General features: G+C 59.5%; 13 protein-coding genes and 1 pseudogene. 10 read left to right on the top strand and 4 right to left on the bottom strand.

Translation table 11 applies throughout. The features are described from left to right. Positions 1 to 39: 39 nt before the first annotated feature. The 8 genes from hflK (at position 40) to HH212_RS15545 (ending at position 9206) form a co-directional block, all read left to right on the top strand. Complete coding sequence (gene hflK / locus HH212_RS15510; protein ID WP_229217298.1) at positions 40 to 1608, top strand: FtsH protease activity modulator HflK; 1569 nt, start codon at positions 40 to 42, stop codon at positions 1606 to 1608. After that, a complete protein-coding gene (gene hflC / locus HH212_RS15515) occupies positions 1608 to 2504 on the top strand; it encodes a protease modulator HflC (RefSeq protein ID WP_170203295.1) in 897 nt (298 codons plus the stop codon). Before hflK ends, hflC begins: the two co-directional genes overlap by 1 nt. 219 nt (positions 2505 to 2723) lie before the next feature. Then, positions 2724 to 3878: an ATP phosphoribosyltransferase regulatory subunit gene (locus HH212_RS15520; RefSeq protein WP_170203296.1), complete on the top strand. Its 1155-nt coding sequence runs from the start codon at positions 2724 to 2726 to the stop codon at positions 3876 to 3878. A 3-nt stretch (positions 3879 to 3881) separates the two neighbouring features. Further along, a complete protein-coding gene (locus HH212_RS15525; protein WP_170203297.1) occupies positions 3882 to 5192 on the top strand; it encodes an adenylosuccinate synthase in 1311 nt (436 codons plus the stop codon). Positions 5193 to 5219: 27 nt separating this feature from the next. Beyond that, positions 5220 to 5762 carry a phosphoribosyltransferase gene (locus HH212_RS15530; RefSeq protein WP_170203298.1) on the top strand — a complete coding sequence of 181 codons (543 nt, stop codon included), beginning with the start codon at positions 5220 to 5222 and terminating at the stop codon, positions 5760 to 5762. 311 nt (positions 5763 to 6073) lie between these two features. Then, positions 6074 to 7720, top strand: coding sequence for a methyl-accepting chemotaxis protein (locus tag HH212_RS15535; RefSeq protein ID WP_170203299.1), 1647 nt, complete (start codon positions 6074 to 6076; stop codon positions 7718 to 7720). A gap of 253 nt (positions 7721 to 7973) precedes the next feature. Beyond that, complete coding sequence (locus HH212_RS15540; protein ID WP_170203300.1) at positions 7974 to 8570, top strand: MarC family protein; 597 nt, start codon at positions 7974 to 7976, stop codon at positions 8568 to 8570. Positions 8571 to 8747: 177 nt separating this feature from the next. Then, positions 8748 to 9206, top strand: coding sequence for an FKBP-type peptidyl-prolyl cis-trans isomerase (locus tag HH212_RS15545; RefSeq protein ID WP_170203301.1), 459 nt, complete (start codon positions 8748 to 8750; stop codon positions 9204 to 9206). Between the two features lie 70 nt (positions 9207 to 9276). Here HH212_RS15545 and HH212_RS15550 read toward each other — a convergent pair whose 3' ends face one another. After that, on the bottom strand, positions 9277 to 9756 hold the full coding sequence (locus HH212_RS15550; protein ID WP_170203302.1) for an RICIN domain-containing protein: 480 nt from the start codon (positions 9754 to 9756) through the stop codon (positions 9277 to 9279). A gap of 156 nt (positions 9757 to 9912) precedes the next feature. Then, positions 9913 to 10101 (bottom strand): annotated as a pseudogene (locus tag HH212_RS15555) (UvrB/UvrC motif-containing protein); the annotation flags it as partial. 181 nt (positions 10102 to 10282) lie between these two features. Between HH212_RS15555 and HH212_RS27895 the strand changes: the two are divergent. Together HH212_RS27895 and HH212_RS27100 are read left to right on the top strand one after the other, a co-directional pair. Continuing rightward, positions 10283 to 10453 (top strand): transposase, encoded by a 171-nt coding sequence (locus tag HH212_RS27895; protein ID WP_211172347.1) that lies wholly within the window; start codon positions 10283 to 10285, stop codon positions 10451 to 10453. Positions 10454 to 10564: 111 nt separating this feature from the next. Further along, positions 10565 to 11173 (top strand): transposase, encoded by a 609-nt coding sequence (locus tag HH212_RS27100; RefSeq protein WP_211172348.1) that lies wholly within the window; start codon positions 10565 to 10567, stop codon positions 11171 to 11173. A 280-nt stretch (positions 11174 to 11453) separates the two neighbouring features. Here HH212_RS27100 and HH212_RS15565 read toward each other — a convergent pair whose 3' ends face one another. Together HH212_RS15565 and uvrB are read right to left on the bottom strand one after the other, a co-directional pair. Continuing rightward, entirely contained in the window at positions 11454 to 14627 is a 3174-nt protein-coding gene (locus HH212_RS15565; RefSeq protein ID WP_170203303.1) for a metallophosphoesterase, read from the bottom strand. Positions 14628 to 14739: 112 nt separating this feature from the next. Beyond that, positions 14740 to 16839: an excinuclease ABC subunit UvrB gene (gene uvrB, locus HH212_RS15570; protein ID WP_170203304.1), complete on the bottom strand. Its 2100-nt coding sequence runs from the start codon at positions 16837 to 16839 to the stop codon at positions 14740 to 14742. Positions 16840 to 16897: the final 58 nt, after the last annotated feature.

The raw sequence follows: 16897 nt of genomic DNA on the forward strand, positions 1-16897 counted from the left end.
CGCACCTTCAACCGGCGCGCAGGCCTTATTAAGCGATTTATGCCCGTTCTTTCCTTCAAGCGTCCCGCTGCGGCCGCCATGCCGGCGGGTGCGCCGCGCGGCGTCCCGGCGCCGCTTGCGCCGCCCGCTGGCGGTGCCGGCTTCCGTTTCCCTGTCTCTTCCGGGATCAAGCTCTCGCTGAACGACCCGCGCTGGGGCCACCGTCCCGAAGAGGGCCACAAGGCGCAGGAAGGCCGCCGTCCGGGCAAGAACGACAACAAGAACGGCAACAAGAACGACGGCGGCGACGGTCCGCCCGACCTCGACCAGCTGTGGCGCGACTTCAACCAGCGCCTGAACCGCCTGTTCGGCAAGCGCGGCGGTAGCGGCGGCGACGGTTCGTTCCGCCCGGGCGCGCGCGGCGTCGGCGCCGTCGCCGGCCTGGCCGCCGCCATCGCCGCGGCGATCTGGCTGTCCAGCGGCGCCTTCGTGGTGCCGGAAGGGCAGGTCGGCATCGTCACCACCTTCGGCCAGCTGTCGCACAAGACCGGCCCCGGCGTCAGCTGGCGCTGGCCGGCGCCGTTCCAGGCGCATGAAGTCGTCAACGTGGCGCAGGTGCAAACCGCCGAGATCGGCTACCGCGGCAACGTGCGCAACAAGCAGCCGAACGAGGCGCTGATGCTGACGGGCGACCAGAACATCGTCGACCTGCAGTTTTCGGTGCAATACAAGATCAAGGACCCGGTCGCCTGGGTGTTCAACAACCGCGACCAGGTCGATACGGTGCGCGGCGCCGCCGAGACCGCGGTGCGCGAAGTGGTCGGCGGCAGCAAGATGGATTACGTGCTGTACGACGGCCGCGAACGCGTGGCGCTGGAGGCGCGCGGGCGCATCCAGGACATGTTCGAGCGCTACAAGCTCGGCGCCGAGGTCGTCGCCGTCACCGTCCAGTCGGCGCAGCCGCCGGAGCAGGTCGCGGCCGCCTTCGAGGACGGCGTGCGCGCGCAAGAGGACCGCGCGCGCCTGCGCAGCGAGGCCGATGCCTATGCCAGCGACGTCATCCTGCAGGCGCGCGGCCGCGCGGCGCGCCAGCTGCAGGACGCACAGGGCTATCGTGCCACCGTCGAGAACACGGCCGAAGGCAATGCCGCGCGCTTCGACAAGATCGTGGCCGAATACGCCAAGGCCCCGGCGGTCACGCGCGACCGCATGTACATCGACACCATGCAGCAGATTCTTTCCAGTACCAGCAAGGTCATGATCGACGCCAAGACCGGCACCAACCAGATCTACCTGCCGCTCGACCGCCTGCTGGCGCAATCGACCGCCAACGAAGCCGCACTGGGCAGCCGTTCCGGCCCGGTGATGATGCCGGCGCAGCCGCCGGCGGCCGGACAGCCGGGGCAGCCGGCCCAGCAGCAGGCGCCGGGGCAAGCGCAGGCTCAGGGTTCCCAGCAAGTTCCGCAGCAGGCCCAGCCGCAAGTGCAGCAAGGGCAGCAAGGCCAGCCGCAACAAGGCCAGGCACAGGCGCCAGCGCAGGCCCAGCCGGCGCCGGCGCCGGAACATGGCGAGGCGCGCCACCGCGACCTGCGCAGCCGCGATGCGTCGCGCGAACGGGAGAGCCGCTGATGAACCGCGTGCTTTCCATCGCCGTGGCCGCCGTGGCCGCGGCCGCCATCCTGTCCTCGATCACCTATTCGGTCGACCAGCACCGCTACGCCGTGGTGTCCGGCATGGGTGAGCGCGACGTGGTCGCGCGCCCGGGCCTGCACTTCAAGCTGCCGGCGCCGCTGCAGACCGTGTCCTACCTCGACAAGCGCCTGCAGACGCTCGACATGCCGGGCAACGAGCGCTTCCTGACCAACGAAAAGAAGGACCTGGTGGTCGACGCCTTCGTCAAGTGGAAGATCGCCGACGCGCGCCAGTACCTGCTGTCCGGCGGTGCCGTCAGCGGCCGCAGCGGCGAACGCGCCAGGGACGGCGGCAACGAGCGCGTCGGCCAGCTGGTGCGCAATGCGCTCACCGCCGAGATCGCCAAGCGCAGCGTCGGCGACGTCCTGTCCGGCCAGCGCGGGCAGGTGGCCGAGGCGGTGCGCCAGCGCGTCGCCGCGGACGCGCGCCGGCTGGGCGTGGAGGTGGCCGACGTGCGCCTGCGCCGCGTCGACTTCAGCGACCAGGTGAACGCTTCCCTGATCGAACGCATGCGCGCCGAGCGCGTGCGCGTGGCCAGCGAGACGCGCGCCACCGGCGCCGCCGAGAACGAGCAGATCCGCGCCGATGCGGAGCGCCAGCGCAGCGTGATCCTGGCCGAGGCCCAGCGCGACGCCGAGTCGATCCGCGGCGAGGGCGACGCGCGCGCGGCGGCGATCTATGCGCAGTCGTTCGGCAAGAATCCGGAGTTCTACCGCTTCTACCGCTCGATGGAAGCGTACAAGGCGACCTTCAAGGGCCGCAACGACGTGCTGGTACTGGATGCGAATTCCGAGTTCTTCAAGTACTTCAAGGGGCCGGGCGCGGGCAAGTAGCATTCAACCTGCGTATCACCGTTTGAACGCGTGGACGGGAACCTGCCTCGTCGGCCACGTCCACCCTACCGCCCGACACGCCGTTGCCACAACACGCCATTGCCCCAACGCGCCTTGTTTTCGGTTAAAATCGTCGATTCGGCGCAAGGGATGCGTGCAAAGCCGCGTCGCCGTTTGCTGAAAATTGCCTGAAATTTAACAAACCGATCCGCTTTGCCCATGCCTACCTGGCTACTGCCCGAGAATATCGCCGACGTCTTGCCGTCCGAAGCACGCAAGATCGAAGAGCTGCGCCGCCTGATGCTCGACACCTTCCGCACCTACGGCTACGAACTGGTGATGCCGCCGCTGCTCGAATACGTCGATTCGCTGCTGGCCGGCGCCGGGCAGGATACCGATACCCGCACCTTCAGGCTGATCGATTCGATGAGCGGCCGCCTGCTCGGCCTGCGCGCCGACATGACCACGCAGGTGGCGCGCATCGACGCCCACTTGCTTAACCGCGACAGCGTCACCCGCCTGTGCTACGCCGGCAGCGTGCTGCACACCCGTCCTTCGGGCCTGCACGCCACGCGCGAGCCGCTGCAGATCGGCGCCGAGATCTACGGCCACGCCGGGCTGGAAGCCGACGCCGAGATCCAGGAACTGGCCCTGGCCTCGCTGGCGCTGGCCGGCTTCGAGCGGCCGCGCCTGGACCTGGCCCACGTCGGCGTGCTGCGCGCGCTGCTGGACGACGATCCTGCCGCCAAGCGCGACGAGCAGCTGCTGTACGGCCTGCTGCGCTCGAAGGACCTCCCCGGCCTGGAAGAGGCGACCGCCGATTACGCCGCGGCCACGCGCGACGCCCTGCTGGCGCTGCCGAGCCTGTACGGCGACGTCGAGGTGCTGGCGTGGGCGCGCGAACTGCTGCCGGCGATTCCCGGCATCACGCGCGCGCTGGCCGAACTGGCCGCGCTGGCGGCCTCGGCGCAGGGCCGGGCGCAGGTCGCGATCGACCTGGCCGACCTGCGCGGCTACCAATACGAAAGCGGCGCCATGTTCGCGCTGTACGTGCCGGGCCTGCCGAACGCGGTGGCGCGCGGCGGCCGCTATGACCACGTGGGCGAAGCCTTCGGGCGCGCGCGTCCGGCCACCGGCTTTTCGCTCGACCTGCGCGAACTGGCGCGACTGCTGCCGAGCGCCGGGCGCAAGCACGCCATCCGCGCGCCCTGGGGCAACGCCCCCGAACTGCGCGCGCAAATCGCCGGCCTGCGCAAGGCCGGCGAAGTCGTGATCCAGTCCATGCCGGGCCACGACAATGTACAGGACGAGTTCGAGTGCGACCGCGTGCTCGTCCTCGAACAAGGAAATTGGATTCTCAAAAACTTAGGTTAAGTGATGTCAAATACTGCTAAGAACGTCGTTGTCATCGGTACCCAGTGGGGCGATGAGGGCAAGGGTAAGATCGTCGACTGGCTGACCGACCACGCCGCCGGCGTGGTGCGTTTCCAGGGCGGCCACAACGCCGGCCACACGCTGGTGATCAAGGGCCAGAAGACCGCGCTGCAACTGATCCCGTCGGGCATCATGCGCGAAGGCGTGGCCTGCTACATCGGCAACGGCGTGGTGGTCTCGGTGCCGGACGTGATGCGCGAGATCGACAAGCTGCAGGCCGCTGGCGTCGAAGTCGCCTCGCGCCTGAAGATCTCGGAAGCCTGCCCGGCGATCCTGCCCTACCACGTCGCCATCGACGTCGCCCGCGAAGCCAAGCGCGGCGCCAACAAGATCGGCACCACCGGCAAGGGCATCGGCCCGGCCTATGAAGACAAGGTGGCGCGCCGCGCGATCCGCATCGCCGACATGCTCAACGAGACCCGCTTCGCCGAGAAGCTGCGCGAAAACCTGGATTACCACAACTTCGTGCTGACCGGCTACCTGGGCGCCCAGGCCGTCGACTTCCAGAAGACCTTCGACGACGCCATGGCGCTGGTGCCGCGCCTGCGCCCGATGGTCGGCGACGTGTCGTCCGCCCTGTACGCCGCCCACAAGGCCGGCGGCAAGCTGCTGTTCGAAGGCGCGCAGGGCTCGCTGCTCGACGTCGACCACGGCACCTACCCGTTCGTCACCTCGTCCAACTGCGTGGCCGGCAACGCCGCCGCCGGTTCGGGCGTCGGCCCGGGCATGCTGCACTACATCATGGGCATCACCAAGGCCTACACCACCCGCGTCGGTTCGGGCCCGTTCCCGTCGGAACTGCCGACCGACGCCGGCGTCGGCGAGCACCTGTCGCGCGTGGGCCACGAGTTCGGCACCGTGACCGGCCGCGCGCGCCGCTGCGGCTGGTTCGACGCCGCGCTGCTGCGCCGCTCGGTGCAGATCAACGGCGTGTCGGGCATGTGCCTGACCAAGCTGGACGTGTTGGACGGCATCGAGTCGCTGAAGCTGTGCACCGGCTACAAGATCGACGGCCGCGATGCCGACATCTTCCCGGTCGGCGCCGAGGAAGCGGCCGCCTGCGTGCCGGTGTACGAAGAGATGCCGGGCTGGACCGAATCGACCGTCGGCGCCAAGTCGATGGACGAACTGCCGGCCAACGCGCGCGCCTACATCAAGCGCATCGAAGAACTGGTCGGCATTCCGGTGGACATGGTGTCGACCGGCCCGGACCGCGAAGAAACCATCGTGCTGCGCCATCCGTTCGCGGCTTGATATCGAATAAGAATAGGAATCTAGCAGATGAATACCCCTGCATCGACTGACAAGGACCTGTGGGTCTCCTGGGACGACTACAACCGCCTGGTCGAGCGCCTGGCGCTGAAGGTCTACGAATCGAACTGGAAGTTCGACATGGTGCTGTGCCTGGCGCGCGGCGGCGTGCGTCCGGGCGACGTGCTGTCGCGCATTTTCGACGTGCCGCTGGCGATCCTGTCGACCAGTTCCTACCGCGAGGAAGCCGGCACCAAGCAGGGCAACCTGGACATCGCCAAGTACATGACGATGACCAAGGGCCCGCTGGCCGGCCGCATCCTGCTGGTGGACGACCTGGCCGATTCCGGCGTGACCCTGCAGCGCGTGCGCGAGCACCTGCAGTCGAATTACCCGGACGTCACCGAAGTGCGCTCGGCCGTGATTTGGGTCAAGGGTACGTCGTCGCTGGTGCCGGACTACCACCTGGAAGACCTGCCGCACAATCCGTGGATCCACCAGCCGTTCGAGGACTACGACGGTTTGCGTCCGCACCAGTTGTCGGCGTGGATGAAGAAGTTCGAAAAGAACTGATCAGGATAAATTTCCTAGAAAATCGAGGCTACGGCCTCGATTTTTTTTGAACGTTGTAAATCAGGGCAGAACCGTGTGCTTCAGGCGAGCATGGTTGGAAATTCCCTTGCGGTGTTGCTGAAAAGCTGAAAAGATGCCGAGAGTCAATAAATGTCTTGCTCATCGGTATTTACGTGATCCAGAATATTGGTAATCCGCGCCGAGGAACAGGCCATCGCGTGGGACCGATGTCGTGGTAACGATGCCTGTGACAGGGCCGGCGCCAGCGACTGGCGACGGCATCCGGAATTCGTCCTCACCCTACAGCCACCATGAATTTTTTCCGCTCCACCATCAAGACGCGTCTGCGCATCGGCTTCGGTGCGATGATCCTGGCATTGATCGTCGTCGCCGCCACCGGATTGTTTGAAATGGGACGCGCCAACGTGGCCACCGAGCACATTGTGCAGATCAACATGCGCAAGATCGAACTGCTCGAGGACATGTCCGACTCGGTGCACGTGGTGTCGCGCGTGATCCGCTCGATGGCGCTGCTGGCCAACCAGAGCGAGGCCGCGCGCGAGTATGCCAAGGTGGTGGCCGCCAACGAAAAATACGATACCGCCTACGCCGCCCTGCAGGCGCTGCCGCTGGACGAGCGCGGCGCCGAGCTGGTACGCGAAATCAAGCGCCTCGAAAACACGGTGGAACCGATGAACGACCGCTTCCGCGCGATGGCCGAGCACGGCGATCCGCAGGCGATCCACTACCTGCTCGGCACCGCCGGCCCCGCGATGATGCAGTGGCAGGGTGCGATCCGCACCTTCATGACGCTGCAGAAGAAGAAAAGCCGGGACGACGCCGTCGGCGCCGCCCGCGCCTACGAGGAAGCGCGCGCGCTGATGATCGGCCTGGGCGTGGTGACCACGTTCGGGGCCGCGCTGTTCGCGTTCTGGCTGACGCGTTCGATCTGCCGTCCGCTGGCGCAGGCGGTCGACATGGCGCGCACCGTTGCCGCCGGCGACCTGACCGCGTCGGCCATGGTGGAAGCGGGCGACCGCACCGAAACCGCGGCGCTGCTGCGTGCGCTGAACGCCATGAACGAGGGCCTGAATGCGATCGTGCTGCAGGTGCGCCATGGCGCCCAGGCACTGGCCGACGGCGCCACCGAAATCGCCAACGGCAACATCGACCTGTCCGGACGTACCGAGCGCCAGGCCTCGGCGCTGCAGCAGACCGCGGCCTCGATGGAACAGTTGACGGTGACCGTCAAGAACAATGCCGACAATGCGAATGCGGTGAGCGCGATGGCCGGCGCCAGCGCCCGGACCGCCGCCCGCGGCGGCCAGTCGGTGGGGCAGGTGGTCGAGGTGATGACGCGCATCGAGGGATCGTCGGCGCGCATCGTCGAGATCATCGACGTCATCGACGGCATCGCCTTCCAGACCAATATCCTGGCGCTGAACGCCGCCGTGGAAGCGGCGCGCGCCGGCGAGCAGGGCCGCGGCTTCGCGGTGGTGGCGTCCGAAGTGCGCACGCTGGCGCAGCGTTCGGCCACGGCGGCGCGCGAGATCAAGGCGCTGATCGACGGCTCGGTGGCGCAGATCGCCGAGGGCGGCGCCCTGGCGCGCCAGGCCGGCGCCACCGTGCAGGAGATCGTCGGCGGCATCGACAAGGTGTCCGGCATCGTGGTCGAGATCGCCAGCGCCAGCCGCGAACAGTCGGACGGCATCGAGCAGACCCACCAGGCCATCAGCGAGATGGACCAGATCACCCAGCACAACGCCGCGCTGGTGGAAGAGGTGGCCGCCACCGCCGCCACGTTGAAGGACGAGGCGCTGGCGCTGGAAGAAGTGGTCAGCCGCTTCAAGTTGCGCGGCGAACGCGCGCCGGCCCGCCGCGGCGCCGCGCCGGCGCCGGCTGCGCGCGGCACGCTCGGCCTGCCGGCGCCGGACCTGGAACAGACCGAATTTGCCTGAGAACCTATTTCAGTAGTCCGGAGTCGCTACTGGCGCGCCTGACAAACAGGTGCTGCGTTGCTCGTCCTTGCATGGCTCGCCATGCGGCGTCCTCGCGCCTTGCCCCTGCTTGCCATGCATCGCCATTAGCTTCCCCCTGCCTACTGAAATAGGTTCTGAACGGCGGCGGCCGGCGCCGCCACGGTGGGTTGCAATCGGTTAAGATTGCAGGGTTTCGGCGCCCGCCGCGACCTTGCGTTCACCGATCCGCCCCATGACCCAGAGTTTTTTCCAGACCTTCATCCTGCTGCTGCTCGTCACCGACCCGTTCGGCAACGTGCCCCTGTTCGTCACCGCGCTGAAGGACGTGCCGCCGGCGCGCCGCCCGCGCATCGTGGTGCGCGAGTGCGCCATCGCCTTCCTGCTGCTGCTGCTGTTCATGTTCTTCGGCCGCCACTTCCTGACGGCGCTGCAGCTGACCGACATCTCCCTGCGCATCGGCGGCAGCGTGATCCTCCTGATCATCGCCATGCGCATGATCTTTCCCCATCCGGACGGCGTGCTCGGCAAGAGCGAGCACGGCGAACCCTTCATCGTGCCGCTGGCGATCCCGGCCCTGGCAGGCCCCTCGGCGCTGGCCACCGTGCTGCTGTTCACCTCGCGCAGCACGGAAGAGGTGATGGTGCACGTGGCGGCGCTGGCCGCGGTCGGCATCGTCTGGCTGGCCGTGTTCCTCGGCGCCGAGCGGTTGCAAAAGGTGCTCGGCACGCAGGTGATGACGGCGTTCGAACGCCTGATGGGCTTGATCCTGACGGCGATGTCGATCGAGATGCTGCTGGGCGGGGTGCGGGCGTTCGTCAAAACGCTGTGAGCGGCTTACTGCCGAAAACCGTCGTTCGCGCGAAGGCGGGAACCCATACGGCATAAATGATTTAGGGAAAGCTGACGCTGCTCGAATGCTTTGTAGCTACGAACTTTGGATACTGGGCATGGGCCCCCGCCTTCGCGGGGGCGACGGAGCATACTTAACCACGAAATGGAAACGCCAATGAAATCCACCATCACCACCATCGCCCTCGGCCTGGTCCTCGCCTTTTCCCTGGGCGCCTGCGACCGCCACAAGCAGACCAACGCCACCGGCCCGGCCACCGTCGCCGACACCTCGCCGCAAGCGTTCAAGAAGACCGACACCGTCGAAGGCAGCGGCAAGGTCGCCACCGCCGGGCAGACCGTCACCGTCAACTACACCGGCTGGCTGTTCGCGCCCAGTGCGCCGCAGCAGCACGGCGCCCAGTTCGACAGCTCGATCGGGCGCGAGCCGTTCACCTTCCAGCTCGGCGCCGGCAACGTCATCAAGGGCTGGGACCAGGGCGTGGAAGACATGAAGGTGGGCGGCAAGCGCACCCTGCTGATCCCGGCCGCGCTGGCCTACGGCCCCGATGGCGCCGGCCCGATCCCGCCGAACGCCAACCTGGTCTTCGACGTCGAGCTGCTCGACGTAAAATAACGCGTCCGTCGCGGGTTCGTAGTGTGGACGTTCGTGAATCAGGCCAGTGGCCTGATTCACCCCGTCCACCCTACATCGTCGGTTCCCAGCTGCCGCGCCAGAAGTGGCCCGGCTCGCTGCGTTCGCAGGTGCTCAGCTTGAACCCGGTCTGCACGGCTTGCAGGCAGCGCTCGTTGCCGGTGGCGCGGTTGGTGAACATCATGCGCGGCACGCCGCCCTTCAGGATCCACTGCTGGTCCTTCCCTTTGCCGCAGGGCGCCATATGGATGGCGTCGGTGCCGGTCGTGGTGGAGGCGCTTAGGCAGGCGGCCTGGCCGCCGGCCACCGTCTGCAATTTGAAATAGCCGGGAATGTCGCCGCGTACCGTCACCCATTGCTGGGACGGCGACTTGTCGCATTTGTTCATGGCCACGTGCTCGCCCTCGGCGCCGAGGCACTGGCCGCGCAGGTCGAGGCCATTCTGCAGGTAGGTGATGTCGGCTGCGGCAAAGCTGAGGCTGCTGGCCAGGGCGAGCGCGAATGCGCCGAGAAGGGCAAGACGGCTGTGCATGTTTCCTCCATAAGTGACAGACAGCAAGATAGCATGTTCGCAATGTCTTTTCTATATCGCTGTGTTATCGCTGTGTTATCGCTATGTAACGGCGCCCGGACGCCATGAAAAAAGCGACCCGCAGGTCGCTTCCGGTCGCGCATGCAGGGCTGGCGTTTACTTGCCCAGCATCGACACCACGTTGTCCGCCCCCGGCGCGCCGAAGGCTTGCTGCTTGAGCACGTGCAGCTGGTCGCGCACCTGCGCCGCCTTTTCGAACTCCAGGTTCTTGGCGTGGTCGACCATGAGCTTTTCGAGGCGCTTGATTTCCTTCGAAATCTGCTTCTCGCTCACGATATATAGCTTCACTATTTTCTACAAAAGCAATGATTAAGCGCACTTCGAAAAACCTCGGCTGACCTAACGCCGGCTGGGTAAAGTCCTCGCATCGAACAAGCCGGCGAGTGTCGTCATGATGAAGCCCCGGATTAGTCTATTTGCCGAGCAAGAGCGCGAAGACCGTCGCACAAAATTGGGCAACCCGTAGGTGGGGCTACGCGAGCATGGGGATTTTGAGGCGCTGGCGGCGCGTATTGACGCCGCTGCACCGCGTCCTTTCCGCGCTAAAGGCGGTCATCCTCCGTACCCAACTGTGTTGATGATCAAAATCCTGATACTGCAGCAGTTGTACAACCTGGCCGACGGTGCGCTGAAGTAGCAGTTGCTGGACCGTCGCAGCTTTCTGCGTTTCCTGGATCTGACCGAGAGTAGCAGCATCCTGGACGCCAAGACGATCTAGCTGTTCCGTGACCGCCTGGCACAAGATAGCGTGGGCAACCAGGTGTTCGAGCAAGTCCAGAAGCAGTTGCTGTCGCAGGGTTATCTGGCGCGCTGCAGCCAGATCGTCGACGCTTCGCTGGTGCAAGCCCCGGTCCAGCGCAACAAGCGTGAGGAGGCCGAAACGGTCAAGGAAGGCACGGTGCCGCTGGGCTGGAAACGGCACAAGCGAGCGCAAAAGGATGTCGACGCGAAGTGGACCAAAAAGCACGGCAAGAATCACTTCGGCTACAAGCTGCACGCCGGCATCGACAAGCGCTGCAAGCTGATGCGCAGAATCATAGTCACGCATGCAGCCGTGGCCGACACCATAATCTTTGAAGAGTTGCACTACCCGAGCAACACCAGCCGCGACATGTATGCTGACCGAGGCTACCCCAGCATCGAACGGGAAACCAACTTGAAGCAAGCTGGCTGGCGCGTGCATATCCAGCGACGAGGCCATGCAACTAAAGGCATTTCCGAGACGCAGAAGCGGCTTAACCGCTCGATCGCTACGCCGCGCGCCCGTGTCGAACATGTGTTCGGCTCTTTGGCTCCGATGGGGGGAAACTGGTGGGCTGCCTTGGCATCGTGCCCACGACCTTGGCCCTGCAGTTGAAAGCTGCCAGTTACAACCTCAAGCGTCTGGTCTTCCTGAAAGAACGCGGTCGGCGCCGTTATAAACCCGCGGTTTGGCAGCCTGGGGCTGCCAAACCGACCTGCTCAAGTACACGTTGCGATCAAAAATCGTATTATCGCAGCACCGCGGCAATCTGAATCATGCTTCAGATTGCCTGCTGGCGTTCAAAACTGGGTTATTCGAGGTAACCTTAATACATCCTGTGTTTACTTAATTTAGTCATAACGTAGATAAAAGCCATTAAATACTTGTTAATTTATTATTTATCTTTAATAGAATCTGGTGACGATATTTTTATTGTTCTAGCTCTATCGCGTAATTGCTGAATAAAGGCTGCTTTTTCTGCTCCTCCAGTACTAGTAGAGCTTCTATACGTTTTTGCTTGCTTTGCTAAGAATGCCTCGATCCTTGTTTGATCATTTGAAGATAATTTCTTAAACATATAGTTAGTAAGTAAATTTGTAAAAATAAGATCTCTTGAGCCTCCAAGAACATTAGGTCTTTCCATAAAATCTTCAATCTTATCCATGTATTTTGGCAAGCCAAGTTCCGCATAAAGTAAGACGGTGATCAAACCAGGTAATTCCTGATTCGCATGGGTTTCTAAAAAACGATTCATTACATCAGCTAGTTTTGCTGTGCCTAAATATTCAATAACCATAGCCAGAAAAATTGCTGGAATTACAGTGCTAACCATTTTTTTAAGACTCCTTTCATTTCTATGTTCGTCTGTAAAGGAGCCACGATCTTGTGAGAGAATTTCAAGTTGAACTAATGCAAAAATTATATTTCTTGACCAATGTTCGATACAGGTATGAAATATCTGTTCGACTGAAGTATTGTCGTCAACTAATTCAGAATTCCTTAAAACCATCGATGCTAATATAAGATGTTTTAAATAATCAGAATATTTTGAGTCATATTGAACAACTTCTATCTGATCAGCCTCTATAGATGAATGGTTAATCTTTTCTTCTTTATTTTCTGATTTATCATTTTTTTGAGTATGCAAATTTATTTCATCAAAATCATCAAGAATTGCCTCTTGTTCTTGATTATTTGGGCGTGATAGTATTAAGTCATGCACGCGATCCCGCAGACTGTCCAAAATTGAGTCATCATGTGATGCAACTCTTGAATAATCATTGGATGTAATATTTAAATCAACCGCTCGAGATGCATATTCTAATCGATGCGCAACCAAGCTTAGTAACTCGATATTGTCTTGCTTTAAGCCTGAGTAATAATCTATTTCATTTATATATTTTAGCAAGTTATCTTTTGATGTGCATTCATCAAGATAATCTGGCTTATCAAGCATTCTGCGCGCTACAAAGTATTCTCGGAAGCACTCTAGTTTAAAGCGAACATCCTCGCCAATCTCAAGCAAGACTCCACGGCTAAAGAAATGGTTAATAAGTTCTAAAGGTTTTGCTTTTGGCTGTGGCCGGGCTTTAAAGTATTCAACAGCAAAGGATTCTAAGTCCAAACGAGATATGGAGTGCACTGGGTCTCTACTCATCTTGGCGGCCAATTCGCAGAGAAAATGTTGCTTGATACGAAACGTATATATCTCAGATCTAAAATTGGTATCAGCTAATTTCTCTAATAGACCTTCAATGAAATTTTCAATTAATGTTGCATAATTTACTGGGGAGAAGGCAATTTTTCTCTCGTTCAACCAAAGTATCATACTCATTAAAAATGGAGAACGCGGTAACTGTAGCTTTGCTGTAACACGTAAAACACCATCAAGAATGTGAGAGGATTCATCTGCAGCATCTCCAAACCAATTTTTAATTAATGCACGTACTTGCCTACGACTGAAAGGAAGTAAAAAGAGCTCTGAAACGTTAACGCCTAGATCAGGCAAGGCTTGTTCTACGAGAGTAATGCGCGCACTATCTTCCGCGCTAAAGATAAATTTATTTTTTGAATATAACTTAGTAAATTTTACTAAATTTTGGTACTGTAATGAATTTCTATCAAGAGGGCAATTGTCAATATGTATAGTTGCCTTTCCTGTTTCTAATGCACGCTCAATCTCTGATCTTTTCAATGCTCCATCACAGAACGTTCCAAATGCGCTAAGTATCGAACTAGCACTTGAGAAATTCCGACCATCTATACAGAAAGCAACATTCCCAGATAAAGCAGTTGCTCGAGTTGCTCTTACAGCAAGATAATTTAAGGTTGTTGTTTTTCCTGACTCTTTTCCACCCCAAATAAAGAAATTTTTTGGATCTTTTTCGAGGTCAGGAATGCTAATCAAATTTGTTTTTCCTTGAGAAGCTATATCTACATCTATCTGATTAGGTGAAACTCGAGAAATTCTAGGTTCAACGAACAAATCACCAATATCTTCTGGAGCAACATCAGAAATTGCTGATGAAACAAGTTGCCTATTTGCTTCATCACAAATTCTTTGAACACTTCGCTCTGGTAAAACAAAGTTCACCTCAGAGTTTTTTTTTAACGGAGAATTAAAAATCCCTCCTCCTGCAAAGCGTACACTTACATCGAAACAATCTCGTCCATGAAAATACTCTCGCGTTTCTTGATGAAAAGTATTTTCTTTGGTATTAATTTCAATTATCGAAAAACCATTAAAGTAATCACGTGATTGATATAGGCATCCTGCGCCGCAAATAATCAAATTGTTATGAGGAGCAACCAAAGATAGTCCGTCTCCCTCATGGACATGACCATGCAACAGTATGTCAAAATTTCTAGCAATTGCTCGTTGTGTTGACGCAAAATCTTTAGGCGATAGCCAGTTTAAAGGATGATGAACTAATGCAATTTTAACATCGCAATTTTCCAAACCTTTAGCTGAAAGTTCTATCTGACGCTCACCTAAAATAAGTGTTCCACAATCTTGATCATTAGAGCGGCCAGTAGCACGCCATGCAGAATTAAGTGCTGCAACCCCAATTTTTTGGCCATGTAAATGAAGCAGAAAATTAGCGTAAAGTGGAGTTCTTTTTAAACAACTCGTTGATCCAAAATCTGCAGAAAGAGAATTAAATTTTTCCAAAGATCTGAATGCTGAAGTATGTGATTCATGCTCTGAAATAAATTCATTTACATTTATACGGTCTGAAAGAGCATTTTGCAGCCCACTTTCATAAATTTTATCTCTAGCCAGCAACTCAAGATCATGATTTCCGGGGCACAAAAAAAATTGATCTTGTGTTAGATTTGCTGCTGATAATATCTTATCAATAAAATCTTCTTTAACTTTTATGCGGTAATCTTCAGAATAAGATCCCTTACCGACAAGGTCCCCAGTAAAAAAAATAAAATCAAAATCCTCAGATTCTCTTAGGTTCTCGATATCTTTGCATAAAGCCGCAATAACTGTGTGCTGATCGTGGTCATTTTTTTTAGTGCTTAAATGAAGATCGGATAAGTGCAATGCGCGAATTTTCAAGATTTTTCCTAGATTATCTCAATTTTAGAGTTTATATTTACCAACCATCTCGTAATTAATTCAATATCGATAAATTATATTTTAAGATATAAATTAATCATCTAAAATTTATTTACTTCCCCAAAATAGACACCACGTTGTCCGCCCCCGGCGCGCCGAAGGCTTGCTGCTTGAGCACGTGCAGCTGGTCGCGCACCTGCGCCGCCTTTTCGAACTCCAGGTTCTTGGCGTGGTCGACCATGAGCTTTTCGAGGCGCTTGATCTCCTTCGAGATCTGCTTCTCGCTCATCGCCTCGACCTTGGCGGTTTCCTGCGCCGAGGCGATCGAGCCGTCCTGCATCTGCTTGGCCGCGGCCGCGCTGTAGACGCCGTCGATCATGTCCTTGATCTTCTTGTTCACCCCCTTCGGCACGATGCCGTTGGCGGCGTTGAAGGCGATCTGCTTGGCGCGGCGGCGCTCGGTCTCGTCGATGGCGCGCTGCATCGAGTCGGTCACCTGGTCGCCGTACAGGATCGCCACGCCGTTCAGGTTGCGCGCCGCGCGGCCGATGGTCTGGATCAGCGAGCGTTCCGAGCGCAGGAAACCTTCCTTGTCGGCGTCCAGCACCGCCACCAGCGAGACTTCCGGCAAGTCCAGGCCCTCGCGCAGCAGGTTGATGCCGACCAGCACGTCGAAGGTGCCCAGGCGCAGGTCGCGCAGGATTTCCACGCGCTCGACGGTGTCGATGTCGCTGTGCAGGTAGCGCACCTTGATGCCGTGGTCGCCCAGGTACTCGGTCAGCTGCTCGGCCATGCGCTTGGTCAGCGTGGTCACCAGCACGCGCTCGTCCTTGGCGATGCGGTCGGTGATCTCGCCCATCAGGTCGTCCACCTGCGAGCGCGCCGGGCGCACGAACAGCTGCGGGTCGACCAGGCCGGTCGGGCGCACCACCTGCTCGACCACGTTGTCGGCGTGCTGCTTTTCATACTCGGCCGGCGTGGCCGACACAAAAATGCACTGGCGCATCTTGTTCTCGAATTCCTCGAACTTCAGCGGCCGGTTGTCCAGCGCCGACGGCAAGCGGAAACCGTAGTCGACCAGGTTCACCTTGCGCGAGCGGTCGCCGTTGTACATGGCGTTCAACTGGCCGATCATCACGTGCGACTCGTCCATGAACATCAGCGCGTCCTTGGGCAGGTAATCGATCAGCGTCGGCGGCGGTTCGCCCGGCATGGCGCCGGACAGGTGGCGCGAGTAGTTCTCGATGCCCTTCGTGAAACCGACCTCGGCCAGCATCTCCAGGTCGAAGCGGGTGCGCTGCTCCAGGCGCTGCTCTTCCAGCAGCTTGCCCTGTTCGCGGAACTGTTCCAGGCGGTCGCGCAGCTCGGCCTTGATCGAGTCGACGGCGCGCAGCACGGTCGAGCGCGGCGTGACGTAGTGCGAACCCGGGTACACGGTAAAGCGCGGGATCTTCTGGCGGATGCGCCCGGTCAGCGGGTCGAACAATTGCAGCGATTCGATCTCGTCGTCGAACATCTCGACGCGGATCGCCAGCTCGGCGTGCTCGGCCGGGAAAATGTCGATGGTGTCGCCGCGCACGCGGAACGAACCGCGCGAGAAGTCCATCTCGTTGCGCGTGTACTGCATCTGGATCAGGCGCGCGATCACGTCGCGCTGCGCCACCTTGTCGCCGGCGCGCAGCGTCAGGATCATCTTGTGGTACTCGTTCGGATTACCGATACCGTAGATGGCCGACACGGTCGCCACGATCACCACGTCGCGCCGTTCCATCAGCGACTTGGTGCACGACAGGCGCATCTGCTCGATGTGCTCGTTGATCGACGAGTCCTTTTCGATGAACAGGTCGCGCTGCGGCACGTACGCTTCCGGCTGGTAGTAATCGTAGTACGAGACGAAGTACTCGACCGCGTTCTGCGGGAAGAATTCGCGGAACTCGGCGTACAGCTGGGCCGCCAGCGTCTTGTTCGGCGCGAACACGATCGCCGGACGCCCGGCGCGGGCGATCACGTTGGCCATCGTGTAGGTCTTGCCGGAGCCGGTCACGCCGAGCAGCGTCTGGTACATCAGGCCATCGTCGATGCCCTCGATCAGGCCGTCGATCGCGGTCGGCTGGTCGCCCGCGGGCGGGAAGGGCTGGTGCAGCTTGAACGGGGAATTCGGGTACGTGATGACGTTCGGGGCTGGAGAATTTGCGACCGATAAATCTGCCATGGAATCAGACCTTTGCTAGAATGGGAGTCCGCCTGCGACCGATCATGCACTGCAGCAT

The sequence above is a fragment of the Massilia forsythiae genome (assembly GCF_012849555.1).
Lineage (GTDB): Bacteria > Pseudomonadota > Gammaproteobacteria > Burkholderiales > Burkholderiaceae_D > Telluria > Telluria forsythiae.